Below are 25,537 nucleotides of genomic sequence, written 5' to 3'. Positions count from 1 at the left end.
ACAAGCAACATTCTCAGCTATACCGCCACCGCCTTCAAACCCCCGCCTCATCCAAACACCAGTTTCGACCATAACTCAATCGCTGCCGCCTGTCGGCTTTCCGTTTCGCGCTACGCGCCTCGGCAACGAACAACTTTCCGATCAGCTTGATGAAGCGCGTCGCGAGCAGATCGGGCGAGCGCGCTGCCTTGGGCACATTGTCCTCTGCCTTGACGAAGTAGCGCCGGCAATGAACCCAGCATCCGAGGTGCACGAGCTGGTAACGCTGGGCAATGCCATTGTAAGGCTCGTATCCGTCGGTCATCAGGGCCGCACCTTCACGCACGCCGACGAACAGCTTGTCAGCCAGCTTTGCACCTCGTCCTGGCGTGTAAGTGAAGCAGCAGATCGGCGTGCCCGAGCCGGTCATCTGCGACCAGAGATAGCTCTTTGTTTGTGGCTTGCGCCCCTTCTCCTTCAGGACCTGGAATGTCGTCTCGTCGCAGTAGATCAGATCGGCATCGAGCAACGCATCGCGCATCAGGTTGATCACAGGTTGCGTCGCAAGCCCGACACGGACGATGCTCGCGGCGATGGTGTTCGATGAGATGTCGCCGCCGAAGCGTCGCAGTAGGCCGGCCTGACGGTAGAGGGGCATCCCGAACTGATACTTGCCGGCAGCGATCCACGCAAGAGCCGATTCGCTCAAGAGTCCGCGCGGGATGATGCGCGGCGGCGCTGGCGTGACCTTGATGCCAAGATCGCAGCACGGGCAGGCATACTTGACGCGCTGGTGTTGGATGACCCGAAGCTGCTCCGGGATCACGTCCAGCTGTTCGCTGGTTTCTACTCCGATCTCCACAAGCGCATGACCGTCGTTGGCGCAGAAGCGATCGGCTTCGGGCAGTTCGTGTCGCACGACATCGCGAGGCAGATTCGGATCGAGCGGCTTGCGGTGACCACGCTTCTTGCGAGTGTGCGCGTCAACCTTCGTTTCCGGTGTGTCTTCCTGCGCGGGCGTGGAGTTTGCGCCGAGCGCCTCAGCTTCGTTGAACAGCCGTATTGATCAGAATCTCGCGCTTCACTCTTTGCGCCGAACAGCTCGCGTCGGTAAGCCCGTAAGCGCTCCTCCGCGAGGTCACGCTCCGCTGTCACGAGTCGCAGCGTGCTGCGCAGCTCCTCACGTTCTCGCTGAAGCGCAGCGTGCTCCTCGCGCATCGCCAAGAGTGCCTTGAGCTCGTCGGCAGAGAGGGTGACGTTGATCGGCATGTCGCTTAGACCGGCACGCCAATGTCGTGTTCAACTCCCACGAGCCTTCGTCAAACCGGAACACGGCAGCCTCCCAAGCACCTGGACGATCGTCGTGATCTCTTCGACGCCAGCCTCGCCGAAGTTGAGTTCGACACCGTTAGGTAACCGAACATGCAACGCGAGCGTCATCGATGGAACTGGATTGGACGGTGTCGACGGCGACACCGGGGCAGAGATGACGGGAACAAACGCTGGTAAGGTGCTTGCACTACGGGGGCTCTTGACGGTCCGCGCAGCAATGTCGATCGAGACGCCATCGATTACCACAGGGTCCGGTTCTCGGGAATCGTGAAGGATCTGCGGCTGATACCGCGCGATCCATCGGCGCAGCTGGTTCGGGTTGACGTCGTGATCCATGGCGGCACGCGCGATCGACACACCCGGCTTCAGGCACAGTGCGACCAGTTCCCGTACAGCATCCGCGTCAAATTCGCGCCGGCCGTCCCGTTTCTGGCCAACGACAAGCCTGCTGCGAAGGTCTCTATTCTCGTTCATTGCGGTCTGAGTGCATGTGTCCACGCGGACACATAGGTTCAGACCTTCAGCCGCTCATTGGAAGGACGTTGTTTCTGGACCGCATACGGTCGGACAATGCGAAGAACTCTGCCGGTTGCTGACTGAAGCGCTGCGTCGCTACACGATGTCGACAACGAAGCTCCACGCGGACGACACGCCGATCCCGGTGCTCGCGCCCGGTAACAAGAAGACCAGGACCGGTCGGTTGTGGGTCTACGTGCGCGATGATCGTCGCTCAGGTTCGAGCGAACCCGCTGCTGTCTGGTTCGCGTACTCGCCGGACCGCAAAGGCATCCACCCCGAGACCCATCTTGCCGGATTCGAAGGCACCCATCAGGCGGACGGCTATGCCGGCTTCAACGAGCTGACCGAAAGCGGCAAAGTTCGTCTGCCTTCTTGCTGGGATCACGCGCGTCGATATCTCTTCGACGTCCATGAGACAGCGCCGTCGGAAACTACGAAGCAATGGCTCGACATGATTGGCGATCTCTACGAAATCGAGGCTGCTATCCGCGGCAGACCACCCGATGAGCGGCGACGCGTCAGACGAGAAAAGACCAGCCCGTTGCTCGTGGCTCTCGAGAAGTCGATGAAGGAGAAACTCGCCACTCTCTGGCCAAAGGCACCACTGGTCGACGCAATCAACTACTCTCTGAACCGATGGGATGGCCTCACACTGTTCTGTGACGACGGCCGTGTCTAGATTAGCAACGTGCTTGCCGAAAATGCCTTGCGCTGTGTGGCCCTTGGTCGGCGCAATTTTATGTTCGCGGGCTCCGACAGCGGTGGTGAGCGAGCTGCCGCCATGTATGGCCTGATCGGCTCGTGCAAATTGAATAACATCAATCCACGCGCCTACCTGGAATTCGTGCTCACGCACATTGCGGATCACCAGGCCAACCGCATCGACGAACTGTTGCCTTGGAACGTCGCGAAGCATCTCCCCCTATCTACACCTGCCTCGCTTTGATCCATGCTGGCAGCGGCGCGATACGCCTGCCGCGTTCTTCGACGCTTGTCCACAAAATTCTAAACGGCTCCCACGCGACGCTTACATCGAATGCAACAGCGTCGCGTCATCCGCGCCATCGCGTTTCTCGACGACCATCCCGAGGTCGGCGTCATCTCGCCAGTCGTCGTGACTCCGCCGATCGTGCCGCTCTTGGCGGCTTCGATCGCGAAGTTGTCGTGCGCGGAAAGTGCACTGAAAAGAGCATTTATTGCAACGATACCCATACTCCTGTTCTGGAAAAACTGAAAGACGTATCAAAATCGTGAGCTTTCCGCCCACATGCGATCACGACGAAGCGCATCATTTAGTCACCTATCCGCGTTCCGACGCATCGACCCTGAGTGCAACGCACTCCATTTATCTGTCCCTGCGTCCAACGGACGCCACGATCTTCATCCGCAGTGACCCTGCGATTTAGCGATGTGCAGCATGCGGGAAACTGAGTTCTCCAAGAAACGCATCGGCACTAGCTTTCCAAGCGAAACCCAGTTTCGCATCGTCTGAGAACAACTTCGCACGGACAGTGCGAACGTCACCTATGCCTTTCGTCGAGGGCGACTCTCGCCAAGCTTGATTCGCGCGGTTCCAAATCGAGGCGACCGTGATGAACAAGCTCGCAAGACGGGAAATCACTTGCACCCTGTGTGCGGATTTCTATATCCCATTTTGTCGGCTCGCGCTGCCGATACCAAAAAGCGCAAAAGGAATTGCTTGGCTCGACGGGCTTACGCCTGCGGTCAAGTAGCCATGCATCGGTTCGTCCGGCGCATGGATCATCAGGCGGCAGTGCTTCCCTGCGCCGGGTGAATCGAAAATCTGATCTCTAAGATCCCGGAAAGCAAAGCGTGCAGTATTCCAACAACCCGGGACGTTCTTCTGATAGGTGAGAACGTCGCTTTTGATGCGACGGTCATGAAGATCCAATTCAACTTTTTACCCCTGTTGGACAATGCAGGGCTGCCTCAGCGGCTCACCAAAGAGCTCGCCGAACTCTTCAATCGGCACCTATCGAAACCCCACAGCACGACGCGCGTCACGTCTAACGCAATCTCCATCAAGACGCAGACCTATCGCGTACGGCATCTGATCGCCGGCTTTCGCGAACTGCGAAAGGGCGGCTTCGCTCTACAGTCGCCTTGGAACCTTTCCGAAAAGCACATCGCGTTTCTCGTGAAGCTTTGGGTCGCAGAAAAAGACCAGGCGCCCGGCACGGTCGAAAACAAACTGACCTACTGGCGCACGCTTGCCGCCTGGATGAAAAAGCACCAGCTCGTGGGCACCGTCGATGACTACATCAAGCGGCCCGACGGTTATCGCCGCTATTACGTCGCGCAGGAAGACAAATCCTGGGAGGCGGCTAACGTTGACGTTAACGAAGTGATCTCCCGGCTCTGCGAGCATGATCGCTGGGTCGCCATTCAAGTCGAATTGCAAGCGACGTTCGGCTTGCGCGCCCAAGAAAGCATGCTCCTGCGTCCATTGCAATGCCTGCGCGTGTCGGGACACCTCCACGTCATCGATGGTACTAAGGGCGGCAGGCCCCGGCTCGTGCCGATCGATGCGGAATGGCAATACGAAGTCCTCATTCGTGCAGCAAGGCTCGCGAACCCGCGCACAGGCTCAATGATTCCGGAGCCATGGTCGCTCAAGCGGTGGTACCGCCATTTCTATCACGTCCTCCAGAAAGAGGGCGTCACGCGTAGTGGCTTGGGCGTCGCGGTCCACGGACTGCGCCACGCTTACCTCCAGAAGATGTACGAGGATATAACCGGGGTGCCGGCACCGATCAAACTGCCTGATCATCGGCCCGATCCGGAACTTCATCAAAGGGCCATGCAACAGCTGGTCGAAGCCGCGGGGCATAGCCTGGCATCGAAGGCGACAGCCTACATCTCAACCCTCGCGACGGCGGAGCGCCTGTCGCGACCTGTGGTGACGTTCGAGCAGGCGATCGCCGCTCTCGATGCGGCGAACGGCGTCAAATCAGCGGCCGCAAAGCGCCTAAAAATTTCAAGGCAGGCGCTTTATCGGATACTTGCAAAAGGCGGCCCGTTGCCAACTGTAACGCCTGCAAACGTCGCTGAGACGCGAGCAACAGCAACATCTGCGCCTAACAAGGTCCTCCAAGGTCCACCGTTGGCTCTGACGATCAGCAACGCAACGCCCGACCAACTTTCAGTGCTTGCCGAATAGGGTTACCGTCGCCGACCGACGACGGCGCAGTCGTCATCACCGGCGACGGCTGCCGGGCCCTGAAATGCAGTTGATGGTCGACGGTGGTCATGATGAACGATCATCAGCACAGGACTCTGCGCAAGCAACGAAGAAGTTGTACGCTTGGTCACACTCGTGTCACTCGTCGTCTTGCGGCGGTGGTCGCCCAAAGTGGCATCACCGCACTTGCCGCGGATTTCGATGAGCTCCGCGATCATGCGACGCATGGTCATGCTCGTCTTGGAAGATGCCGTGGAAATCCGTCTCTTAAAGCGTGTCGTCTTGCGGCGGTCGTAGTTGTCGTGCACGGCCTGTTCCTTTGACTGGAACCGAATATTTCGCGCTTGATCGCGCCATTTCGCCTTGTGAAAAGCGTGCCGAGTAAGGGGGAGGTGAATATTCGGCACGTTTTGTCACAGGCAAATTTACCATTCCGATCAAGCAGTTGGCCTGGCCTAAGAACGTGGTGGGACGCTCTCCGGAGAGCGTTGCTCGCGGCCGAACAAATGCGGGTTCACGCTGCTAGCCCCGCACCATGCTAAGACGCCGGCTAAGAACAAAACGCACCAGCCGCGAAGGTATGGTCTACCTTGCGCTGTCCTGGCCAAGCAAATTCCCCGGCACGAAACCTAGACAAGCGCAGTCATGCTTTTGGAGAAGCACCTGATTGCGGGCACCGTCCACCCTCTTGCCTTCAAACAATTTAAACGCCCCGGTGCGCGCGCGCTCGATATTGCCTCCGGTGGTGACCGGCTCGGCTTGCTCATCCGCGTAATGCGCGAACTCGGCCGCGACGGGAAAGCATCTACGCGTTCCGCGAGGGGCTGGGCTATCGGGGGATGGAATCATTTATCCAATCGTTCGCCGCAAAGCCGGTTGTCCTCTGCAGCAACTACCGGTGCCGCGCGGAGATTCTGGGCGCGGCCGACCGCGTGATTCGCAACAACGCCGACCGCATTGCCAACGTGCTGCGGGCACAGACCCCGGGCGCGCTTATCCTGACGACGATGCACAGCTCGAAAAGGGCTGGAATGGGACCACGTCTGGAGGGCGCGCAGCGAGGAGTCGATCGTGCCGGACCCGAAGTCCGCTGGACCGCAGGAGCGGCGCTTGTTCTACGTTGCAATGACGCGTGCTAGAGAGTCGCTCATGATCTCAGGACGGCGAAGAACTTTGAGTCCCGATTTGTCGCTCAGGCGCAGTTCAATTAGAGCGCTATCGCGGCCTAACTCCGAATCTGCAGAGCCTGGTTTGCTGGACCCATTTGAACGATGGGCGGTTGGAGCTCGAAGCGCACAAAGCGAGCCTCGACCGGCTCTCACATTACGAAAAGCGTGCCGAATAAGGGGGATGTGCATATTCGGCACGTTTTGTAACAAGCCTTTTGTGCTTTATATTCATAGCACTAAGCGGATGCTCAAACAAAACGGGACACTCTCTGGAGAGCGTCCCTCGTGCCTATTGGGCGAGGTCGACCGGCGGCATGAGAGAAAACGCTTGTCGAAGCGGGCCTTGGGGCTTTCCAGTAACAAAGATTCGAGGCTGCTTATTCTAGCCAAGCATTTATCCGCAATTGGACGAACCGACGCGAGTTGTGAACCGGGAAACGTCCCCGAGGACGAATCCCTGGCAAGCCGTATCACTTATCGGCCGTCGCATTACTAAGGATTCCTACCCGACAGATCCGGCTGCGCCAGCGACCCCGCGGAAAGCGCGAGGCCTGCTCAAATCCCACCGGTCGCCCCAAAACGCCATCCGTTTCGAACTCGAAACTTCTGACAGCGTTCCCACTCGCCGTCATTCCACCTATGGGGCAATCATCGACTCTGTTCCGGACCTTGGCTTACCAGGTGTTGGTAGCGTGAATCGGCGGTGGAATTGACGCGATGGAAACGCTTACGCCTTCGGCCGGGCCCGGGCCCGGGTGAAATGCAGTATGCCGCGCAATCTGGGCGTCGCGTCGGTCGAAGACAGCGCTCGCAAAGGCACCAACCCGCATATGATCTGTCGGTCAACGCTATCCGGATAGCGGCCCTTTTAGCGAATGACGCACAAAAACGTATAGCTTTCCGTCAGTCGCCTTGGGATTTCCGACGCGCGGACGGATGCTGCAGCCACTTGAGCCGATGCTCTCGCAGGTCTCAATAGCGCTTCTCGCGCAGCGTCATGACCGGAACACCGCGGCGATCGAATGAGTGGGTTCTCGCAAGTTCAGCAGCGTAAGCAACAAGGACATACGGCTCGACACGCGTAAGCCGGGCCTACGTGACAAACGGAGTCTGAGCTTACTGTATGCAAATGGGGCGACACATTCCGTTGACGCCAGCAATTCACTCGCTTCGCCGATCAATTTAGACGCGTTGAACGTCAGGTTTGCGCTGTGCAATCTCGTTCGCACTGCACCGACATACCGCGTCCCGGCGTTTCAAGCGCCATTCAATGCCTGACGAGCCATGTTTCTTCCTTTTTATCGAAAGAGCTATCGAAATCGTGAGCTTTGCGAACTCGCGAAGCGCGGCGTCGAACCTAAGATTGGTTCTGCAGCACCCGAAACGATAAATCGAAAACTAGTGACCACCGCAGACCTGGAGCTTTGCAATGTCAAGACGATCCCGCTCGCACGCTCAAACGCAGCCTACCGCCCTTTTTCCAACGCAGGCGTACCTCGGGTACCCCAAGGGTTATCAACAGGAGCCTTCGCTTAGGCAACGCCGGCGCGAATACGCCGAGTTCTCGCGCAAGCTCCGCGCAATTTTCGCTCCGTTGCTACTGAACCGCTATGCGTTGCTCGAACACATGATGGTTCAGACCAGTCAGGGATTCTCCGGCGGGGCGGCAGGCGCGGACTGCGTGGCTGTTACTCGCTTCGGGGTGTTCGTCATCACCCACATTCAGTCGGTCGGAACGCTAAGCTTGACGACCAAAGCAAATGAGCTACTCGTCACCCAGTCTGACACGGAGCACGCCATTCGCTGTCCCCTTTGGCAAGCCGCGCCAGTCGTGCATTTCCTGTCCGCGCTGTTGGCCGATATTCAGTGCCCTGTCGAGGCCATTGCCATCACAACCGACGACGCATGCAAGATCGATTTCGACCTTCCCCCCTCAATTATGAAACTTCACGAACTCGATCAGTTCCTGCGACAACGGTATGCCCCGTTCGTTGGGGTGCAGTGGTCCTTCTTCGATGTCAACCAGATCAGTGCACGCATCCGGCAGGGGTGTCGTAGTTGGGACGAGGAAGTGGCTGAGGCGTAGGCATGTACCGGCTTGGCGCCTAACGAGAGCCGAGAGCCGCGCGCGCAATGGTTGGCCAAGTAGGTTGCTTAGATCGGCGCATTCCCCCCACCGGTCGACTCGCCAACCATTGCGTCGGCTCGCAGATTTGCGAGGCCTCGCCGGGACGGTGGCGTCAGTCACGACACGGCGGGCATTTGGAACGCTTCATTGCATCCCGCCCAAGAATGTTACGCGGCCACATGCTTGTGAAGTAGCAATTTGTAAGCCGCCGATGCGAAGTTTGAGCACCTGGATGCATCGAGACGATTTCGCAATATCCGGACTTTACCCATTTGAAATCATAGGGTTGGAGTCCGTGCGGGCGCGAGCGAAGGGGCGCCCTCCGGATGAACTCTCTCAGCCCGGGTCTTACGGTTCAACTTGAGAAGTGGGGGCGTGCAACAACGAAAGCGGAGGGGAGTGTGGCGGCGACGCTAGGATACCAGCGTGCCTTTTGAGAACTGCAGTTGGCGAAGGCTAACGCGACTCGTAGAGAAGCGCAAGCTGCATGCGTGAGGCGATCATCTGCACCCGCCGGCTATTACGAACGCTTGCCGCTCCGGTCAACCTGCGTCGCGCTATTATCAGTGCAGTGACTCACATCAGTTAAAAGAGGGGGTTTTGTATACCTCTTTTCACCGGTTGGAAGCGAAAGACGCATGTTTTTATGCGCCTTTCGCCTTTGAGTATGAAATTCCAACTTCAATTGGAAAAATTAGTTGCGCATTGATGCTTCCAATATGCAATGATCCCGTCGCTCGATCCAAAGGAGACCATAATGAGCCGTTCAAAAAGGCCGTATCGACTGATCAGCCGTCGAAGTTGCTTGCGCCTCGCGCAGCTCTATCGCGAAGGACTGGCTGAAGGAAAATGGACTACGCAACTTGGTGCGTTGAATGCGCTCGGCGTCAGTCAAGGCGACTTGTCAATGGCGATGCAACTTCACGAACTCCCTGAAAAGATTGTTGACCTGTTCGAAGATAACATCGACATCAGCAGCCATACAGTCCGCGTTATTCGCTACACGATCCGTCGCGATGGCCTTAGCACGGTCCTAAGCCGTATCGAGCGAAGTGGGGCTTCCGGCGCAAAACACTCCAAAAGGACGGTGTTGAGTATCGTCAAAGGTCAAGCGCTGCAGTCAAAGAAAATGCTGCGAGGGGCTGGACGAGATTCAGAGAAAATTGTGTCCCGCACGTTAGATCTGCCCAAAAACATTTCTGACCGCTATCACTTGGGAGTGACACAAGGAGAATGGAATTCTTTCAGTGCATGCGCGAAGGCACTGGGTATATCGCGACGAAATATCAGCGACGCCGTTGCCATCCGCGAGCTGCCAGATTCGATTCGCTATCTGTTTCATGAAAACGCGTTAACCTTTGCTGTCGGGCGAAAGCTGCTCGCGCTTAAGCGCGAACTCGGCGTCGACGAACTACTTTTGCGGGCGCGATCTAAGGACTCTATGTACGACGTAGGCGGGCGCACTGCCGACAACATCTTGTCCGAAATAAACAACGAGAATATTCGGCCGGCGAGCTCCTTCAGGCGTATCCAGATCAAGAAGGGACGAGGCCCGAATCGGCTTGTTATCGAATGTAAAGATCCGAAATTGCTCCTCAGATACCGCCGCGAGATTGAGAAGGCGATCTGCAAGGTCTTGAAGAAGCGTGTCACAGATGTGGAGTTTGTTGCGTTCATGCGCGGAATGTGTAGCACTCAGCGCGCGGCTATGCCTTTTGTGGACCGGCTGCCAAGTACATTCCGCCCGCGTCCATCCTGATTCATCCGACGTGGGCCGAGGCTAGGGTCTTTCGGTGCACCGGACTCACCTCGGCTGGCCTAGCGGCTTCGCGCGCGGTCGCTATTGCAAAGGCACAAAAGGCGGCTACACCGGTCCTCGCCCTCAATTTTTTGGCTGACGAACGCGCGTCCATCTTCGCTTGCGTTCGAATCGTTCGCGACATCGGTGTGTTGCCCGACAATTCGTCGCATCCCCCGCTCAATGCCTGCCGTCGTAGCTCGATATCGGCAGGAGAAGGCGCGTGGATTCATGTAACTCGCAACCACCCTCTGATATTGCGCTCCACGTCATTAACTTCTCGCGCGTCTACCACAGTGCCGAACGGTCCGTGCGCAGTCTAGAATGTAGTAATGCTAACGGTGCGGTCATGGCGCGCGGCGTTTGTCGATCCCAGACCATCACACCTTGGACGAGCAGGAAGGATCTATGCCTTTGAAGCAAGCCATTGCGTATCTATTTTTCGGAACGTGCGGCAAGCAAGAAGTGCGTTGAGCAGTTTTTTCGAAGCAGCGTCTGGCACGCCGCCGAACTGCTAAGCGCGGCCGACGTTCCTCGTACGCTTTTAGGGAAGGCAGCCCTTGGCATGGCGCCGCCTCCTTGTTTCGGATCGCCTTGACCATCGACTCATAAGGCGAGAGCTTTCTGCTGTGTGCTACCGCGCTTGGCAGGCGCCATTTTAACTTTCTGCAACCGTCTGTCGCCAAGCCGAGGCGCTGCCTTGACTTTTCGATGTAGCAGGCATGCTGGATTTGTCCCAACCGGATCCATTGCAGACATGCCAATACAGAAACGTTTGTGCCACGCGTATTCCCCCCAACGAGCAAGACTCACTGATAGTCGCGGTTCGACGGAACACCCGTCCGAAGGAATACACACTCTCACGCCAGTGCGGACAGCGCCCCGGCACTCCCACCGGCAAGGCCTAGCACGATCAACAGGTCCGTCTGCCGTCAGCGTACCGTCCCCGACGGTGCGTCTGCCCGCGCGGTGCGCGGACGCTGAAATCCGACATCTTGAAGCGGTCATACGTCACGTCGCTGGCACTCACGGCCCGATTTTTCCTGCGTATTTGCCTCAGTCTTATTGGCTCGCACGGCTCGAGCGAATCGAGCGAAAAACTTGCCTCGTTCCAACTCAGCAGCAACGCATCGCGGCATTGCGAAGGTTGCTGCTGGAGAGCGAGCCGCACGTGTGTCAATGCGCGTAGGTTTGCCCGGCGGTGTCTCGTTGCGCAACCTACCCATCATCTTATTCGCCTATTACCGCTCGCGGCGTCACTCGGTGATGCCCGGTCGAGTTATGCCGGCAGACGTGGCCGCGCGATAGGCGGCCTGACTTGCAAATGAGATCGCAGTGGCATGCGATGACTTGCCTTGGAAGTCCATTCATCAACGAAAGCCGAGGGGCCAAATGAGAAAGCACAACCAAGACGGAATGCCGACGCACCACCTACCCAACGAGACGGCCAGCGCCGCCGACGGTACCTTCAGCCATTCCGGCAGGACAAGGACAGAGGCGACCAACGGGGCGAGAAACCGTCAACGCGTGAGCCGCGCGTTGCTGATGCGCATTGCCCAGATCTTTCAGCATGCGTGCGATGGCCGGGCGCATGTGCGCCATTCGATCGAACTCGAACATGCACCGGGCACCAAGAACCCGACAACCCAGATTGATTGCCTCGCGATCACACCGTTTGGCGTGTTCGTCGTGAACCACTTCCACTGGACAGGCCTGGTCAAACCGGGAACCAACGAAGATGAGCTTGCCGTCGTCGATGACCGCGGCGACGTGACGATTCATACGTCGCCGCTGCGCCGAGCGAAGCCGGCCGTGCGGCATTTGCGCTTGGTGCTGTCTCAACATGAATGTCCGGTCGAGAGTATCGGCGTTCTAGGCGAAGCGGGCTGCAGCCTGCATCCGACCGTGCCGGATGGCGTCTTGACCTTGCCAGACTTGCACTACTTCCTGCGCACGAGGGTGAACCGCTTCCGCGCAACGCATCGGCGCTACTTGGATGCGGACAACCTCGCCTCCTATATCGACTGGTTTTGCTCTCGGAGGCGCACGCGCCCGTGATACCGCCACCCGAATCGCTGTTTCGTTGTATCGCAGCGCTGCGGCCGCCACGTCGAACCCGGGCCAACCCTCGAACGTTGCCCGTGGCGCGGCGTCGGGCCAACGGAGCTCTATCGCTGTCGAACGGCAACCGCCGCTCGAGCCGCCCGCTCCGTGACGTCGATATCCGCTAGCAGACTGAAAAGACGCCGTTATTTCGAAGCTTTCCAGCGAAAACCGTCCAATGGGCGCGCTATATTGGTTGGACCCACCGCGTATTCACGCATCGACCTTAGCTTAGCGCACGGCTGACGCGCGCTTGCCACTTCTTTTATACCTGGCCTCTCGGGGGAGTCGCTCTCCCGGTTCGCACGCGAGCTCGTTGAGCGACCCGCGATCGTTTTCCATCGTTGTATCCGAGCGCTGGTCTCCGTGCCCCGTCGTCCTTCGTGTTCTCGTGCAAGTCGAGGGCGCTTTCGGCAGGCACGAACGCCTTGCCTCGGATGAAAAACAGAATCTGTTCAACGGCCACGCCTGCGCACGCGCGGTCGCAGGACGTTGCTCGTCGTCCGTTTTCAGCAACCCCCGTCACGCTGGCTCTCTGCGCGACCGGTCATACGTCGCGCACGATTTACCGCTGTCCAATTTCACCACCGTAGTCTGGCTCGGCACATCGCCGAAGGCCGCTACTTTCTTAGCCAAGGAGGCTTTATGAAAATCGCCGTACTAGAAGTCCGCTATGCAGGTGGCTTGATCCTGACGGACCGCGTTGTCGTTCAGGCGTCATCCCGCATTTTGCTGCCGCCGCGCTTGGGCGCGATGCTTACCGAGCTCGAAAAGACAGAGCGCCCCACGTCAATTCGAGTTTCGGTAGACGGCGTCATCTATCGCGTTACAGGCGCCCCCGACGGCGAATTTGCCGTGGGGGACAAGCTGCCTTTCGGTGAGTGTCTAGTGACGATGCTCAAAAGTGTCGCAACTCCCAATCGCGCTCAACGGCAACTCAACAGGCGCTTCGCCCATATGCTGAGTGCCTTCTCGTTGATCGGCGCGTGCTACCTCGTTCAGTCAAGCAAGAACTGGGACGCAGGTGTCGTTGTCGAAACGACATTGCTTTGCGTTATTTCAGCGGCTCTGTTCGTCATCGGACATATGTGCTTTCCGGGTGATCACGAATCGACGTGACGATGAAGCTCGCCTTATCGGCTCGCTCTTAGCAGTGCTTCGGCCGTTCGTCGACGCGACGTTGGTTTCAATGTCGATCGACGTTGTTTGTGCAGACCACGCCGCCTGGCGTGGTCTGCCTCATTAACGACTGGCGATTCCGCCGGCACCACTTACGGATCTAAGCAATCCGGGCACTCAGATCTTGCTGAGTGTTCCGGTCGTCATAGCCGTCGCGCCCTGCGCCGCAGCGAGCCCTCCGTTGCTCCAGCAAGGAAATGTTCTGAACGTCAATCTCTAAGGCGTAGTCCAGCCTCGGTAGTCGGCGTACTTAACCCGGAATGCTCTGCTTTGCCGGGCCTACGAGGGTAGGGATTCGACCGCCCCACGCAGATGGAGATGCAACGGCGAAAGTGCCTCCGGTGCCCGCACATCCAGTTGCCGTTGTTTGACGAGCGGCGTTCGTTGGCAACGGGACGCTCGGCACCGTCGCCGCTGCCACAACCGGAGCGCAGCGACGCGACCTTACTGTGAAAACAGTATCGCGCGGAGAAGAGGGGCGCCGGGCTAGCGCGATCGCTGTCGGAACTTGCCAGCCGAGGCGTCACCAAGCGAGCCGTCGTCGAGAATCTTCCGGAACGCCCCGCGCTTCCGTGTCGAAGTTTGTGCACGCATAGACGCTAGGGTTAACTCATCCGCGCTGAGAGAAAACGAAGTGGCACCTGATCATCGCGTCATTGCGCGGTCGTCACCGTGTCTCGCAAAGGAACAAGGAAGGGAAAAAGATGGCTGCAAGAATGTGGGTGGCTTCAACAATGGACGGGCAAGAAGTCTGCGCCGAGACGATCGGTTCTCTCCAAGAGGCTCCGCCGTTGAGATGTGTGTATTGCAGCGCGCCCGTCAGCTACGTTCCGCAGCACGCACGCGAGAGTCGGGGCAAAGCCCACTCGGTCAAGGCGTATTTCCGCTTGTTTCCGAAGGTGGCGCATAACGAGCGCTGCATGTTCGATGTCGAGGAGCAACTGAAAGTCATTGCGCGTCGTTCGTTTGGTCTTTTGGAGGCCATCGAACGAGGACAATATCGTTTTCGTCTCCTGGCAATCGACGATATACGCAACGCGGACGTGCATCCAATGCGTTCGATAATGTCTCGCAAGGCCGATATGACAGGGGACGGCAGTGCGTTCTTTTCAAGCGACTGGCGCCGTTTTCTGTCGGCGTACATTAACGCGGCGAAGCGGGTTATCGAGCTTCGGCATTTGTGTGCGAGCGATTCCGATCTCAGAGACCGTCTCGAATTCGTCTTCAATGGGACATCAGTGAATTGGGAAGGTTTCTATTACGAGCAAGCGCGGTTCCTCGCAGCCTATCGTTGGCTTGGCAAGACTGCAACTTCTTTCCCAGTCACTTTGGTGGGCACTGTATCCGATATTGAGACTATCGAAAGACATGGTCGATCTTTGTTTGCTTTGCATATGAAGCCGTCAGCAGCGCAGCCATATTCTCGTGACCCGCTGGTAGGAGAACTCGCGCACGCGACGGCATGGACCAGTCAAGCTGAATGGTTACATAAGCTCAAGCGAAACGACACCGTGCTTGTTTTCGGCCATTGGCGGCGTGCGACAGCCAATACAGTTACTACCCTTGCACGCAATGGCGATAGCAAGTTTCGCAAATATCTTGAACGGCAGTTGTCAATCTGGCTACACGTGAAGTCTCAGATATCCCGAGTGGCTGGGTAAGTGGGCGATTGTGTCGCCGTTAGGCATTGTTGCTCACGTGGCGTGTGTCTTGAATAACGATTGTTCCGGGTGTAGCGCCGCGCGTTCGTTGCCATCGACCGGTCCGGTATGTCGCTCACTGCAGTTGCGCTCATGCTATTTGAGGAGCGGGCTTACTGTCGCGCAGCCGTCCCTGGCGATAATGGTTGAACAGATTGCGATCGTTCCTGGGCGAATACAAGGCTGATCGGTGGCGTCCGCGCGGACGTATCCTCAGTCGCTCCTCCTTTTCGTTGGGGGCTGTCAGTCATAGCACGCGTGTGTCCGGCAGCACTCAGGCTCCGCAGGCCCTCGCGGAAGCAGCGTCCCAACGCCGCAGGCGCATTAATGCAACGGACTTGCGCCGCACGCTGTTAGCGAAGAGCAAAGAGAGTGAGCCGGTGCGGCGTTAAACGCTTATAACAACGGCGCATTTCCGCGTCGTTGATTGCATGAGTTTTTGTGGCGCACCAGTGATGGAGTCAATGTGCGTGCGATTCCATTGTGAAAGGGGAAGCGAGGCGTAGGGGTCACCGCACGGAGCTACTCTGTGTTGGAACGTGAGGCACCTTGCTGGTCTCGGAAGATGCCAATCCTTACTCCGAAAATAGTGACCGGAACATACTAGGTGTCTTGCCCGCTATGATCGACACCAAAGGATCTGAAAAAGAGATGAAGTTAAAGCAGGGAGTACGTCAAGGGACTTGGTCCGTCAAACTCGCTTTCGGCGCCATCTGAACCGCTGGGTCCACCTGTTCAAAATCGTTGCTCCACGTGATGGTGACGCGGTGAAAGTCGCGTCATGCCAATCAGAGAGAGCAGACCGTGTGCTTGCCATAACCACAACCCTCATACGCTGTTTGCTCCCAAGCATTTGCTCCGGGCAAAAATTGACTAGTCTGGAAGAGCGTCGAGACGAGCACCTTGTGGGAAATACCGGGGTTCGCAGGCTTCGATGGAGGCGGCGCATCCATCCCGCCGGTATTAGCCGCGTTCGATTATTTCCTACGCGCGGCCCATTTCAGGGAAAATGTCGGCTGCGTCGTCCGACAGTAGGGTGGCGCGTTCAGAACTCAGTCGCTAAGGATGCAGTTGAACTCCCAATACGCCAGCGCTAGCTCAGCTCAATTGATAAGCGTATCCCTCGTTGTGTACCGGCCGCATCGGCAGCTTCTCGAACGCACGCTGATTACGCTCGATAACGCGTTGCATTGTGTATTTCCCGCTGATCTCAGCGCGTCTGCGCCGCTGTATCTGATCAACAACGGAACGGACGAAGGGTTCAACCTGTCCGAGGTTGCCGGCGAAACTGCGCTTCAGACGCACGTCATCGAAGGCCAGGGCAACGTCGGCTACGGCCGCGGTCACAACCTGGCGATCGAGCACACGTCGAGCCGTTACCATCTAATCCTGAACCCCGACATCGAACTGGACGTCGACGCGCTAACCCACGCGCTCGCGTTCATGGACGTTCACCCGGAAGTCGGCCTCCTTTCGCCGCAGATCATCGAAGACGACGGCAGCCGGCAATATCTCTGCCGCCGCTACCCGACGGTCTTCGACCTCTTCGTTCGTGGCTTCCTCCCTAGAAGCCTGAGGAAGCCGTTCGAACGGCGACTAGCAAGATACGAGATGCGCGACGTGATTGGCGAGAAAAACATCGTCTGGGACCCGCCCATCGTCAGCGGCTGCTTCATGCTCTTTCGCACTGAGGTCCTGAAAAAGCTAAACGGTTTCGACCCGCGCTATTTCCTCTACTTCGAAGACTACGACCTGAGCCTGCGCACGCACGACGTCGCCCGCGTGGCGTACGTACCTGCCGTGCGCGTGCTGCATCATGGCGGCGACGCAGCGGGCAAGGGATGGACGCACATCAAGCTCTTCATCGCGTCGGCGTACAAGTTCTTCAACCGGTTCGGATGGAAGTGGCTATGAGCGAGCGCATCGGCATCACGGGGGCGAACGGTTTCGTCGGACGTGCGGTCACGCGCGCTTTGCTCGATGGGGGCAGGGAACCGCTCGGCATCGTTCGTCAGAGCACGAGCCCGCACAACGTCCAAGTGAGATCGCTCGACGCCATCGCGCCCGCCATCTTCGAAGGCTGCGCATCCGTGATCCATCTGGCCGCGCGAGTCCACGTGATGAACGACGCCGCCGCCGATCCGCTCGCCGCCTTCCGCGCCGTCAACGTTGATGGCGCGCTCAAAACCGCCGATGCCGCCCGTCGCGCCGGGGCCACGCGTTTCGTCTTCGTGAGCAGCATCAAGGCGCTGGCGGAACTTGACGACGGCCGCCCGTTGACGGAAACCGACGAACGCCGTCCGCCCGATCCGTACGGCGTATCCAAAGCGGAAGCTGAAGTCATGCTGCAGGAATACGGCGCGCGCACGGGGCTTGAGATCGTGATCGTGCGGCCGCCGCTCGTCTACGGTCCGGAAGTGCGCGCGAACTTTCTGGCGCTGATGCGCGCCATCGCGAAAGGTATGCCGCTGCCGATCGGCGCGGTGACTGCCCGAAGAAGCCTCGTCTACGTCGACAACCTCGCGAGCGCGATCGTCGAATGCGCGACACATCCGCGCGCCGCGGACCAGCTTTTTCACGTCACCGATGGTGAAGACCCCGGCGTCGCCGAACTGGCGCGCCGGCTCGGGCATCATTTGGATCGGCCGGCGCGCCTGCTGTCGGTGCCGGTCGGTATCCTGAAAGCTGCGGGGCGGCTGACAGGCAAAGCGGCGCAGATCGAGCGTCTTACGGGCAGCTTGCGCGTGGATTCGTCCCACATCCGCGATGTGCTAGGCTGGCGGCCTCCGTCCTCGCTGGACGCGGGATTGGCCGCCACCGCCACATGGTTTCTTAGGAACCGACAGCGTTCGGAAAAAAGCTAACTTCCCGTAACAACGGAAAGGCGGCAGTAACATGCGGGTCGGCCGGAAACCGGCATGATGTGGCTATTCAAAAGAACATAAACGTAGGCAATTCCGGGAAATGAGTGCCCCGCTGTCCCCCTTCGTCGTCGATTCGCCTTGGATCGCCGCACTGTGCGTCGCGGCGGCATCGCTGGCGGCGTGCGCGCTGATCCTGTTCCTGCTGCTGCGCACCGGGCTTGCGTGGCGACTTGCCACCGATATTCCGAACGATCGTTCTCTCCATACGCGTCCAACGCCGCGTGTCGGCGGATGGGGCATCGTGCCGGTCGGCGTGATCGCCATGTTGATGCTCACGCGCTCGATCTGGCTCGCCGCGCTGCTCGCCGCCGCGCTCGCGGCCGTATCGCAGATCGATGACCGCCGCGGCTTGCCCGCGCGCGTACGGTTCGGCGCGCATGTCGTCGCGGTCGCGCTGCTGATCGCCGCGAATCTCGCGCCGGCGGCGTGGTGGGCGCTCGTGGTCGTCGGTTTCCTGATGGTCTGGCTCGTCAATCTCTACAACTTCATGGACGGTTCCGACGGTCTCGCAGGCGGCATGGCGCTGTTCGGCTTCGGCGGTTACGCCGTCGCGGCGCTCTCGGGGCCGGTGCCGCAGATCGATCTAGGCATCGCCAGCGCGGCGATCGCCGGGGCGGCGGCGGGATTTCTGCTCTTCAATTTCCATCCGGCACGGATTTTCCTAGGCGACTCGGGGTCGATTCCCCTAGGATTCCTTGCAGGAGCATTCGGTTACTGGGGCTGGCTGAAAGGTACGTGGCCGGTGTGGTTCCCGGCGCTCGTGTTCGCGCCGTTCATCGCGGATGCGTCCGTCACGCTGCTGAGGCGGCTCGCGCGCGGCGAGAAGTTCTGGCAGGCGCATCGCGAGCACTATTATCAACGCATGGTGCAGATGGGGGTCGGGCACGCGCGGACCGCGCTTGCGTGGTACGCGCTGATGCTCGCGGGCATCGCGCTCGCCAACGGAGCGCTCGCGTGGTCCCCAGCGGGTCAGTGGGCGGCGGTCGCGGCCTGGGGCATCGTGCTCGTGGCGGCGGGTCTCGTCGTCGATGCAAGCTGGCGGCGTCATCAGGCGCATCTATCCGAACAATCTAGAGGTGTACGCGGATGATTCGATTCAAAGCATCGTGGCTTTCCGCAGGCGCCTTCACCTTCGATCTCGTGGCGGTCGCCGCGACCTGGCTCGCCGCCTACCTAATCCGCTTCAACGGCACGGTGCCGACCCACTTCCAGCACGGCGCGCTCATCGCGCTTATCTGGGTCCTCCCGGTCTATGGCGTCATGTTCCGCGTCTTCGGGCTGTATCGCGGCATGTGGGTGTTCGCAAGCCTGCCGGACCTCATGCGGATTTCGAAGTCGGTCGTGGTCGGTGCGCTCGTCGTGATGATCGGCGCAGTGCTGCTTCAGCCGACGCCCGTCATTCCGCGCTCGGTGCTCATCGTCCAGCCGTTGTTTCTGTTTCTCGCGATGGGCGGCGCGCGCGCGCTGTACCGGGCGGCGAAGGAGTTCTATCTGTACGGCGGACTGGTCGGGCAGGGCAAGCCTGTGATCGTGCTCGGCGCGGGCACGGCCGGTGCGATGCTCGCACGCGAATTGGCGCGTTCGTCAGAGTGGCGTCTCGTCGGCCTGCTCGATGACGATCCTTCGAAGCAAGGCCGCGAAGTGCTCGGCCACAAGGTGCTCGGCTCGTTCGGCGATCTGTCGAAGGTCGCGGAGCAGTACAAGACCGAATACGCGATCATCGCGATTCCCTCGGCTTCCGTCGACGAACAACGCCGCGTCGCCACACTCTGCGTGCGCGCAGGCGTCAAGGTGATGGTCCTGCCCGCGCTCAGTCAGTTGACGCAGGGCGAAGGCGGTTTCCTGTCGCGCGTGCGGCAAATCGACCTCGAAGATTTGCTCGGCCGCGAGGCCGTGAAGATCGACATGCCGCACGTCGAGCAATTGCTGCACGGACGGGTCGTGATGGTGACCGGCGCGGGCGGCTCGATCGGCTCCGAGCTGTGCCGCCAGATTCTGCGCTTCTCGCCGGCGCAACTGATCGCCTACGACCTGAGCGAATACGCGATGTATCGCCTGATCGAAGAGTTGCACGAGAAGTTTCCGGAGCTATCCGTGGTGCCGGTCGTCGGCGACGCGAAGGATTCGCTGCTGCTCGATCAGACGATGGCGCGCTTCACGCCGCACATCGTCTTTCATGCGGCGGCCTACAAGCACGTCCCGCTGATGGAAGAGCAGAACGCGTGGCAAGCGGTGCGCAACAACGTGCTCGGGACGCTGCGCGTCGCGCGCGCGGCGATTCGTCACGACGTGCGCCACTTCGTCCTGATTTCGACCGACAAGGCCGTCAACCCGACCAACGTGATGGGCGCGAGCAAGCGTCTCGCGGAAATGACGTGTCAGGCGTTGCAGCAAACCGCGCCGCGCACGCAGTTCGAAACCGTGCGCTTCGGCAATGTGCTCGGCAGCGCGGGCAGCGTCATTCCAAAGTTCCAGCAGCAGATCGCGAAGGGCGGTCCTGTCACGGTCACCCATCCCGAAATTACGCGTTTCTTCATGACGATTCCGGAGGCCGCGCAACTCGTGCTGCAGGCATCGAGCATGGGTCGGGGCGGCGAGATCTTCATTCTCGACATGGGGCAGCCGGTGCGGATCGTCGATCTCGCCCGCGATCTAATTCGCCTCTACGGCTATAGCGACGGGCAGATTCGCATCGTGTTCACCGGCCTGCGTCCCGGCGAGAAGCTCTACGAAGAACTGCTCGCCGACGATGAAACCACCACGCGCACGCCGCATCCGAAGCTGCGCATCGCGCAGGCGCGGGAAGTGCCGGACGCGTTCATCGATGAGTTATTGCCGTGGCTGATGCAGCACCGCGTGTTGTCCGACGATGAAGTGCGCCGCGACTTGCGCCGCTGGGTGCCGGAATATCAAACGGCGGCGGCCCCTGTGCTGCAGAGCGTGGCGAAGGGGCGCGGAGCGGCTGGCTGAGACGCGGCGCGCCTTCAGCTTTCCTGGAAGATCGGCAGCCGCGAATAGAGATCAGCGACCCAGTCGATGAACACGCGAACGCGCCGCGGCTGATGCCGGTTCGCCGCGTACAGCACCGACACCACGCGCGGATGCGTCGGATATTCAACGAGCACGCGCTGCAGCGTGCCGCTTCTCAGATACGGATCGAGCGTGTAGCTCGAACTCTGGATGAGCCCGAGGCCCGCGAGCCCGGACGCGATGTATGAATCTGCATCGTTGACCGCGATCTTGTGTTTGAGCGCGATGCTGCGCGTTTCGCCATCGACGACGAATTCCCAGTTGCGCACGCGCCCCGACTTGTTCATCACATAGCCGACGGCCAGATGCTGGTCGAGGTCGTCGAGGGTCTGCGGCTCGCCGTATTGCTCGATGTATCCCGGCGATGCGCACGTGATTTGCGTATAAGCGCCGATGCGCTTCGCGACCAGCCCGATATCGCCGATCGCGCCGACGCGCACCACGCAATCGACGGCGTCTTCCACGAGATCGACCTGCCGGTCCGTCAGCAGCAATTCGACGCCGATATCCGGATACGCCGCGAAGAATTCCGGCAGCGCGGGAATGACGGTGCTCTTCGCCATCACCTGCGGAAGGCTCACCTTGACGTTGCCCTTCGGACTCAGCTTCGAATGCGACAGCGACGCTTCCATGTCGTCGACTTCGCCGAGCACGCGCACGCACCGGTCGAAATAGGCTTCGCCGTCTTCGGTGATGCTGATGCTGCGGGTCGTGCGATTGAGCAGCCGCGCGCCGAGATGCGCTTCGAGCGCCTGCAGCGTGCGGGAGACGCTTGCGGGTGGAAGATGAAGCGCGTCGGCGGCTTTCGAGAAACTGCCCGATTCGACGACGCGCACGAACACTTTCATTGCGAGGAAGCGGTCCATGCTGGAGTCCGGAGTCGTGGCCGCGCGCTCGGATGAATCAGCATCCGGTGCGCGGCGTGTATGAGTCAGCGATCAGGCCGACATCATACTCACGACAGCCCGAGCCCCCGGCAAAGCGCCCACGAGTATTGCTCGATGAGCGCCTGGAACGGTGCGTGATGCCCATACGCAATCGACGATACCGCCAGCAGCCCGACGCCCGCGACAGCCGCACGCGGCATCTTGCGCGGCTGCTCGAACACGCGCATGAGCAGCATGCCGGCGATGGCCGCGCCGAGCAGCCAGCCCGCGATGACTTCGCTCGGCGTATGCGCGTCCTGAATGATGCGGCTCGCGCCGATCATCGCAGCGAGTCCGAGGCCGCCCGCCGCGCCCAGCCGGTACCACCCGCCGCCGAAGCTGCCGAATATCAGCGCGCCCGCGACGGTGTAGATGGATGCGGCGAGCATCGTATGCCCGCTGATCATGCGGAAGCCCAAGGCCGAAATCTCCAGCCCGCAGCCTGCATAGAGAATTTTGGAGAGGCCGACGAGGCCCATGCCCGCGGCGAGCAGCACGGCCCAGCGCAGCGCGAGCCGCCAGTCCACGGTGCGCAGCCACAAGGCGCAGACGAGTGCCAGTGGCAGCGTGAATGCTGCATCCCCGAGGTTCGAACAAATCCAGAGTACCTTTGTTTCCATACGTGTCCGTTGTAGGTATCGCGGTCTAGAAATGCCTACGAGCTGTCCGCCTGTTTGCGGCGGCCCGCCATGCGATATTCGGTTGGCGAAATCGAGAGGCGCTTGCGAAAAATCTTCGCGAGGCCGTCGCCGCTGCCCGCGCCGCAACGCCGCGCGATCTTGTCGACTGGCAAGTCGGTGGCGGCGAGCAGCATGCAACTCGCGTCGAGCCGGGCGCGCAACAGATATTCCGATGGCGTCAGGCCGATCTGCGCCTTGAAGCGCCGCAGAAAGTTGCGCTCGCTCATGGCGGCGACGCGCGCGGCATCGGTGATCGAAATCTGCCGCACGTAGTTTTCGCGGATCCAGCGCGCGGCCGCGTCGATCTTTTGACGCACGCCGCCGCCGTCGGTGTCGTCGAGCACCATGGCGAGCTTCTGCCACGCGCCCGGTATCGACCGCTCCGATACTTCGCGTGCGACGGCTGCGCCGTAATCGCGCTTGACCATCGACAGCGCGGCAGCGATTGGCCCTTTCGGGTCGTCGAGCGTGAGCGTCTGCTCGGCGATGGACAGCGCGTTCGACAATGCCGGCGACATGGCTTCCGCCGCCGGTTCATCGGCGAAATCGAGCGAGCGGTTCTGCAGCGTGAGATTCGCCGCTGCGAGAAGGTGCGCGCCTTCGCCGATGGCCTTGATGAACGGAATCTTCGGTGCGATGCGGCCAAGCTGCCTGCGCAGCGTGACATCGTGGCGCGCCTGCCGTGCGCCGGGGCCGCCTGCGATGAAAAGCGCATCGCATTCGTTCATCCATCGTGCTTCGAGGCTTTCGGTCCAGATGCGCATGGAGCAACTGCTCGCAACGCTGCCTCCTTCGCTGGACACGAACTGCAGCGAATAGTTCGGCATTTCCGCAAATGATGCGGACGATGCGTGCGGTAGCTCACGCTGCCCGCGCGATTCCTCCGCGTACGGGCTGACCTGATTGGCCAGCGAGAAGACCTCGGAAATCGAACTGACTTCGACGAGAGAGAAGTCCTCGAAGACCAGAATGCCGATCCGCTTTGCGGTGTCGGCAGACCGTACATCGGGCCTGGGCGAGCGCACGACGTGCAGCCGACCCATACCATTGGCGTATTCCATCGACTATCTCCTGTCGACCGGAGCGGGCGCGCTCAAGCCACTTTGGGGCCACTATGGGCGCTTTGTCGCGCCTCGCTCGGGTCACATGCCGGACGGTTGCTTTCATCTCCCTTGTTCCGGTGAGGAACGTCGAAAGCGGGAAAATCAAGCTCACATGCGTCGCACTATACGCGGCAGTGAATGCGCGTCGGCTTGACAGTCTGAAAATGACGAAGTGTTGGCAGATGATTTCGATATCGCGCGAATAAGCTGACGCTACTCGTGTCGTCTGATGAAATCGGCGACGGCGACAACTAGAAGAGGCGGCCGCGAACGCTCGACGAAGCGTTGCGTTCGCCTATTGCACATTCAACCAACAAGGTGAGCCGATGCTAAAAGTGCGCAAGGCGGTATTTCCGGTGGCGGGACTCGGCACGCGATTCCTTCCCGCAACGAAGGCGAGCCCGAAGGAAATGTTGCCGGTGGTGGACAAGCCGCTAATTCAGTATGCGGTCGAAGAGGCGATGGCGGCGGGCATCACGGAGATGATCTTCGTGACGGGCCGCAGCAAACGTGCGATCGAGGATCACTTCGACAAGTCGTATGAGATCGAAGCCGAGCTTGAAGCGCGCGGCAAGGCTAAGCTGCTGGAACTGGTGCGTGGCATTTTGCCGAGCCACGTGACGTGCATGTATGTACGCCAGGCTGAGGCGCTCGGGTTAGGGCATGCGGTGTTGTGTGCCGAGAAGCTCGTCGGTGACGAGCCGTTTACTGTCGTGCTCGCCGATGACTTGCTCGATGGTCAGCCGCCGGTGCTCGCGCAGATGGTCGATGTGTTCGATCATTATCACTCGTCGGTGATTGGCGTCGAGGAGATCGATCGCAATGATTCGCGCTCGTATGGCGTGATCGAAGGCAAGACTTGGGACGATGGTCTTTTCAAGCTGTCGCGCGTGGTCGAGAAGCCCGAGCCGGCTTTGGCGCCTTCGAACTTTGGCGTCGTCGGGCGGTATGTCTTGATGCCGCGCATTTTTGAATTTTTGCGGAATCAGAAGCCTGGAACGGGCGGTGAAATTCAGTTGACCGATGGGATCGAGGCTCTGCTTTCGCAGGAGCAAGTGCTGGCTTATCGGTATCGCGGGAAACGGTTCGATTGCGGCAGCAAGCTGGGGTATCTCAAGGCTACTGTCGAATTTGCGCTCCGGCATCCGGAGGTTCGCAATGAATTCGAAGAGTATTTGAAGGCGCACTTTGCGGTTCCTGTCGTGGAGGATGCCGTTCCGGAGGCCTCTGCCGAGGATGATGCCGATGTTCCCGTTGTTGAGGGTTGAGTTCGGGTCCGTCTGTTTGCTCGCCCCTTGCCGGGGCGGGCATTTTGTTTTTTCTTCGGTTTTTCGTGTCGGTCTATTGGCGCGCCCCTCCGTGGGGCGGGGGTCACTTTTTTGGCTGTCGACCAGAGTTGGCGCTTCAGCGCCTTACTCTGGTCCCATGCAAAGAAAGTAACCAAAGAAAGCAGCTTTTTTCGAACCGCCCGCAGCATTGATTCAAGTGCCCACTCCGTAGAACATCGGTGGCACTCAGCTTGATAGAGCCTTGAATCACCTTCCGCGCCCGCTGAGCGCAAACGTCCTCCGAGCCCCTTGGCTCGACAACACCATCGTTCACCAATTCCCACGCATCAAGCAACGCAGTCAACGGCGAAGCAGACCTGCACGCTCAAAGACACCAAGACCAAGACCAAGACCAAGCACCAAGCACCAAGCACCAAGCACCAAGCACCAAGCACCAAGCACCAAGCACCAAGCACCAAGCACCAAGCACCAAGCAT

The 25,537-nt window shown here is 59.7% G+C and carries 18 protein-coding genes and 3 pseudogenes; 14 read left to right on the top strand and 7 right to left on the bottom strand.

What is annotated here, in order from left to right; genetic code table 11:
* Positions 1-76 precede the first annotated feature (76 nt).
* Together AB6804_RS25415 and AB6804_RS25410 are read right to left on the bottom strand one after the other, a co-directional pair.
* A pseudogene (locus tag AB6804_RS25415) lies at positions 77-1,248 on the bottom strand (IS66 family transposase); the annotation flags it as partial.
* Positions 1,249-1,278: 30 nt separating this feature from the next.
* On the bottom strand, positions 1,279-1,785 hold the full coding sequence (locus AB6804_RS25410; protein WP_370888781.1) for a transposase: 507 nt from the start codon (positions 1,783-1,785) through the stop codon (positions 1,279-1,281).
* Positions 1,786-1,870: 85 nt separating this feature from the next.
* Between AB6804_RS25410 and AB6804_RS25405 the strand changes: the two are divergent.
* From AB6804_RS25405 to AB6804_RS25395, 3 genes and pseudogenes are all read left to right on the top strand, one after another.
* Positions 1,871-2,776, top strand: a pseudogene (locus AB6804_RS25405) (IS66 family transposase); the annotation flags it as partial.
* Between the two features lie 90 nt (positions 2,777-2,866).
* Positions 2,867-3,064 carry a hypothetical protein gene (locus AB6804_RS25400; protein WP_370888780.1) on the top strand — a complete coding sequence of 66 codons (198 nt, stop codon included), beginning with the start codon at positions 2,867-2,869 and terminating at the stop codon, positions 3,062-3,064.
* A gap of 666 nt (positions 3,065-3,730) precedes the next feature.
* On the top strand, positions 3,731-5,011 hold the full coding sequence (locus tag AB6804_RS25395) for an integrase domain-containing protein (protein ID WP_370888779.1): 1,281 nt from the start codon (positions 3,731-3,733) through the stop codon (positions 5,009-5,011).
* 2 nt (positions 5,012-5,013) lie between these two features.
* Here AB6804_RS25395 and AB6804_RS25390 read toward each other — a convergent pair whose 3' ends face one another.
* Complete coding sequence (locus AB6804_RS25390) at positions 5,014-5,340, bottom strand: hypothetical protein (RefSeq protein WP_370888778.1); 327 nt, start codon at positions 5,338-5,340, stop codon at positions 5,014-5,016.
* Positions 5,341-5,617: 277 nt separating this feature from the next.
* The gene (locus AB6804_RS25385; protein ID WP_370888782.1) at positions 5,618-5,881 is read right to left on the bottom strand and encodes a hypothetical protein; all 264 of its coding nucleotides are present in this window, start codon (positions 5,879-5,881) and stop codon (positions 5,618-5,620) included.
* Positions 5,882-5,979: 98 nt separating this feature from the next.
* On the opposite strand from AB6804_RS25385, the pseudogene AB6804_RS25380 reads away from it, so the two are divergent.
* From AB6804_RS25380 to AB6804_RS25335, 10 genes and pseudogenes are all read left to right on the top strand, one after another.
* A pseudogene (locus AB6804_RS25380) lies at positions 5,980-6,243 on the top strand (3'-5' exonuclease); the annotation flags it as partial.
* Positions 6,244-7,630: 1,387 nt separating this feature from the next.
* A complete protein-coding gene (locus AB6804_RS25375; protein ID WP_370888777.1) occupies positions 7,631-8,287 on the top strand; it encodes a hypothetical protein in 657 nt (218 codons plus the stop codon).
* Positions 8,288-9,086: 799 nt separating this feature from the next.
* A complete protein-coding gene (locus AB6804_RS25370; protein WP_370888776.1) occupies positions 9,087-10,088 on the top strand; it encodes a hypothetical protein in 1,002 nt (333 codons plus the stop codon).
* A 1,431-nt stretch (positions 10,089-11,519) separates the two neighbouring features.
* Positions 11,520-12,185, top strand: a complete 666-nt coding sequence (locus AB6804_RS25365) for a nuclease-related domain-containing protein (protein WP_370888775.1) — start codon at positions 11,520-11,522, stop codon at positions 12,183-12,185.
* A 690-nt stretch (positions 12,186-12,875) separates the two neighbouring features.
* Positions 12,876-13,349, top strand: a complete 474-nt coding sequence (locus AB6804_RS25360; protein WP_370888774.1) for a hypothetical protein — start codon at positions 12,876-12,878, stop codon at positions 13,347-13,349.
* A gap of 764 nt (positions 13,350-14,113) precedes the next feature.
* Positions 14,114-15,070, top strand: a complete 957-nt coding sequence (locus AB6804_RS25355) for a hypothetical protein (protein ID WP_370888773.1) — start codon at positions 14,114-14,116, stop codon at positions 15,068-15,070.
* 1,104 nt (positions 15,071-16,174) lie between these two features.
* On the top strand, positions 16,175-17,023 hold the full coding sequence (locus AB6804_RS25350) for a glycosyltransferase family 2 protein (protein WP_370888772.1): 849 nt from the start codon (positions 16,175-16,177) through the stop codon (positions 17,021-17,023).
* Entirely contained in the window at positions 17,020-17,973 is a 954-nt protein-coding gene (locus AB6804_RS25345) for a UDP-glucose 4-epimerase family protein (RefSeq protein WP_370888771.1), read from the top strand. Before AB6804_RS25350 ends, AB6804_RS25345 begins: the two co-directional genes overlap by 4 nt.
* A gap of 100 nt (positions 17,974-18,073) precedes the next feature.
* Entirely contained in the window at positions 18,074-19,123 is a 1,050-nt protein-coding gene (locus tag AB6804_RS25340; RefSeq protein ID WP_370888770.1) for a glycosyltransferase family 4 protein, read from the top strand.
* On the top strand, positions 19,120-21,003 hold the full coding sequence (locus tag AB6804_RS25335) for a polysaccharide biosynthesis protein (protein ID WP_370888769.1): 1,884 nt from the start codon (positions 19,120-19,122) through the stop codon (positions 21,001-21,003). The genes AB6804_RS25340 and AB6804_RS25335 overlap by 4 nt, the downstream gene beginning before the upstream one ends.
* A gap of 14 nt (positions 21,004-21,017) precedes the next feature.
* Here the strand turns inward: AB6804_RS25335 and AB6804_RS25330 are convergent, their stop codons facing one another.
* The 3 genes from AB6804_RS25330 to AB6804_RS25320 all read right to left on the bottom strand — a co-directional run bounded on the left by AB6804_RS25330 (position 21,018) and on the right by AB6804_RS25320 (position 23,730).
* Complete coding sequence (locus AB6804_RS25330; protein WP_370888768.1) at positions 21,018-21,929, bottom strand: LysR substrate-binding domain-containing protein; 912 nt, start codon at positions 21,927-21,929, stop codon at positions 21,018-21,020.
* Positions 21,930-22,018: 89 nt separating this feature from the next.
* Positions 22,019-22,609: a phosphatase PAP2 family protein gene (locus tag AB6804_RS25325; protein WP_370888767.1), complete on the bottom strand. Its 591-nt coding sequence runs from the start codon at positions 22,607-22,609 to the stop codon at positions 22,019-22,021.
* Positions 22,610-22,644: 35 nt separating this feature from the next.
* Positions 22,645-23,730 (bottom strand): GlxA family transcriptional regulator, encoded by a 1,086-nt coding sequence (locus AB6804_RS25320; RefSeq protein ID WP_244794219.1) that lies wholly within the window; start codon positions 23,728-23,730, stop codon positions 22,645-22,647.
* A gap of 368 nt (positions 23,731-24,098) precedes the next feature.
* On the opposite strand from AB6804_RS25320, the gene galU reads away from it, so the two are divergent.
* Entirely contained in the window at positions 24,099-25,040 is a 942-nt protein-coding gene (galU, locus tag AB6804_RS25315) for a UTP--glucose-1-phosphate uridylyltransferase GalU (protein WP_370888766.1), read from the top strand.
* Positions 25,041-25,537 lie beyond the last annotated feature (497 nt).

This window comes from Caballeronia sp. RCC_10, assembly GCF_041360715.1.
In the GTDB taxonomy this organism is placed as follows: Bacteria; Pseudomonadota; Gammaproteobacteria; order Burkholderiales; family Burkholderiaceae; genus Caballeronia; species Caballeronia grimmiae.
This window is presented reverse-complemented; position numbering and strand designations above follow the sequence as displayed.

Excerpts from the sequence above, each read along its gene's own strand:
- AB6804_RS25400 (WP_370888780.1), top strand. The coding sequence starts at position 2,867 with ATGCAACAGCGTCGCGTCATCCGCGCCATCGCGTTTCTCGACGACCAT.
- AB6804_RS25385 (WP_370888782.1), bottom strand. The coding sequence starts at position 5,881 with ATGATTCCATCCCCCGATAGCCCAGCCCCTCGCGGAACGCGTAGATGC.
- AB6804_RS25330 (WP_370888768.1), bottom strand. The coding sequence starts at position 21,929 with ATGGACCGCTTCCTCGCAATGAAAGTGTTCGTGCGCGTCGTCGAATCG.
- AB6804_RS25340 (WP_370888770.1), top strand. The coding sequence starts at position 18,074 with ATGAGTGCCCCGCTGTCCCCCTTCGTCGTCGATTCGCCTTGGATCGCC.
- AB6804_RS25370 (WP_370888776.1), top strand. The coding sequence starts at position 9,087 with ATGAGCCGTTCAAAAAGGCCGTATCGACTGATCAGCCGTCGAAGTTGC.
- AB6804_RS25350 (WP_370888772.1), top strand. The coding sequence starts at position 16,175 with ATGCAGTTGAACTCCCAATACGCCAGCGCTAGCTCAGCTCAATTGATA.
- AB6804_RS25365 (WP_370888775.1), top strand. The coding sequence starts at position 11,520 with ATGAGAAAGCACAACCAAGACGGAATGCCGACGCACCACCTACCCAAC.
- AB6804_RS25345 (WP_370888771.1), top strand. The coding sequence starts at position 17,020 with ATGAGCGAGCGCATCGGCATCACGGGGGCGAACGGTTTCGTCGGACGT.
- galU (WP_370888766.1), top strand. The coding sequence starts at position 24,099 with ATGCTAAAAGTGCGCAAGGCGGTATTTCCGGTGGCGGGACTCGGCACG.
- AB6804_RS25395 (WP_370888779.1), top strand. The coding sequence starts at position 3,731 with ATGAAGATCCAATTCAACTTTTTACCCCTGTTGGACAATGCAGGGCTG.
- AB6804_RS25410 (WP_370888781.1), bottom strand. The coding sequence starts at position 1,785 with ATGAACGAGAATAGAGACCTTCGCAGCAGGCTTGTCGTTGGCCAGAAA.
- AB6804_RS25325 (WP_370888767.1), bottom strand. The coding sequence starts at position 22,609 with ATGGAAACAAAGGTACTCTGGATTTGTTCGAACCTCGGGGATGCAGCA.
- AB6804_RS25335 (WP_370888769.1), top strand. The coding sequence starts at position 19,120 with ATGATTCGATTCAAAGCATCGTGGCTTTCCGCAGGCGCCTTCACCTTC.
- AB6804_RS25360 (WP_370888774.1), top strand. The coding sequence starts at position 12,876 with ATGAAAATCGCCGTACTAGAAGTCCGCTATGCAGGTGGCTTGATCCTG.
- AB6804_RS25375 (WP_370888777.1), top strand. The coding sequence starts at position 7,631 with ATGTCAAGACGATCCCGCTCGCACGCTCAAACGCAGCCTACCGCCCTT.
- AB6804_RS25355 (WP_370888773.1), top strand. The coding sequence starts at position 14,114 with ATGGCTGCAAGAATGTGGGTGGCTTCAACAATGGACGGGCAAGAAGTC.
- AB6804_RS25320 (WP_244794219.1), bottom strand. The coding sequence starts at position 23,730 with ATGGAATACGCCAATGGTATGGGTCGGCTGCACGTCGTGCGCTCGCCC.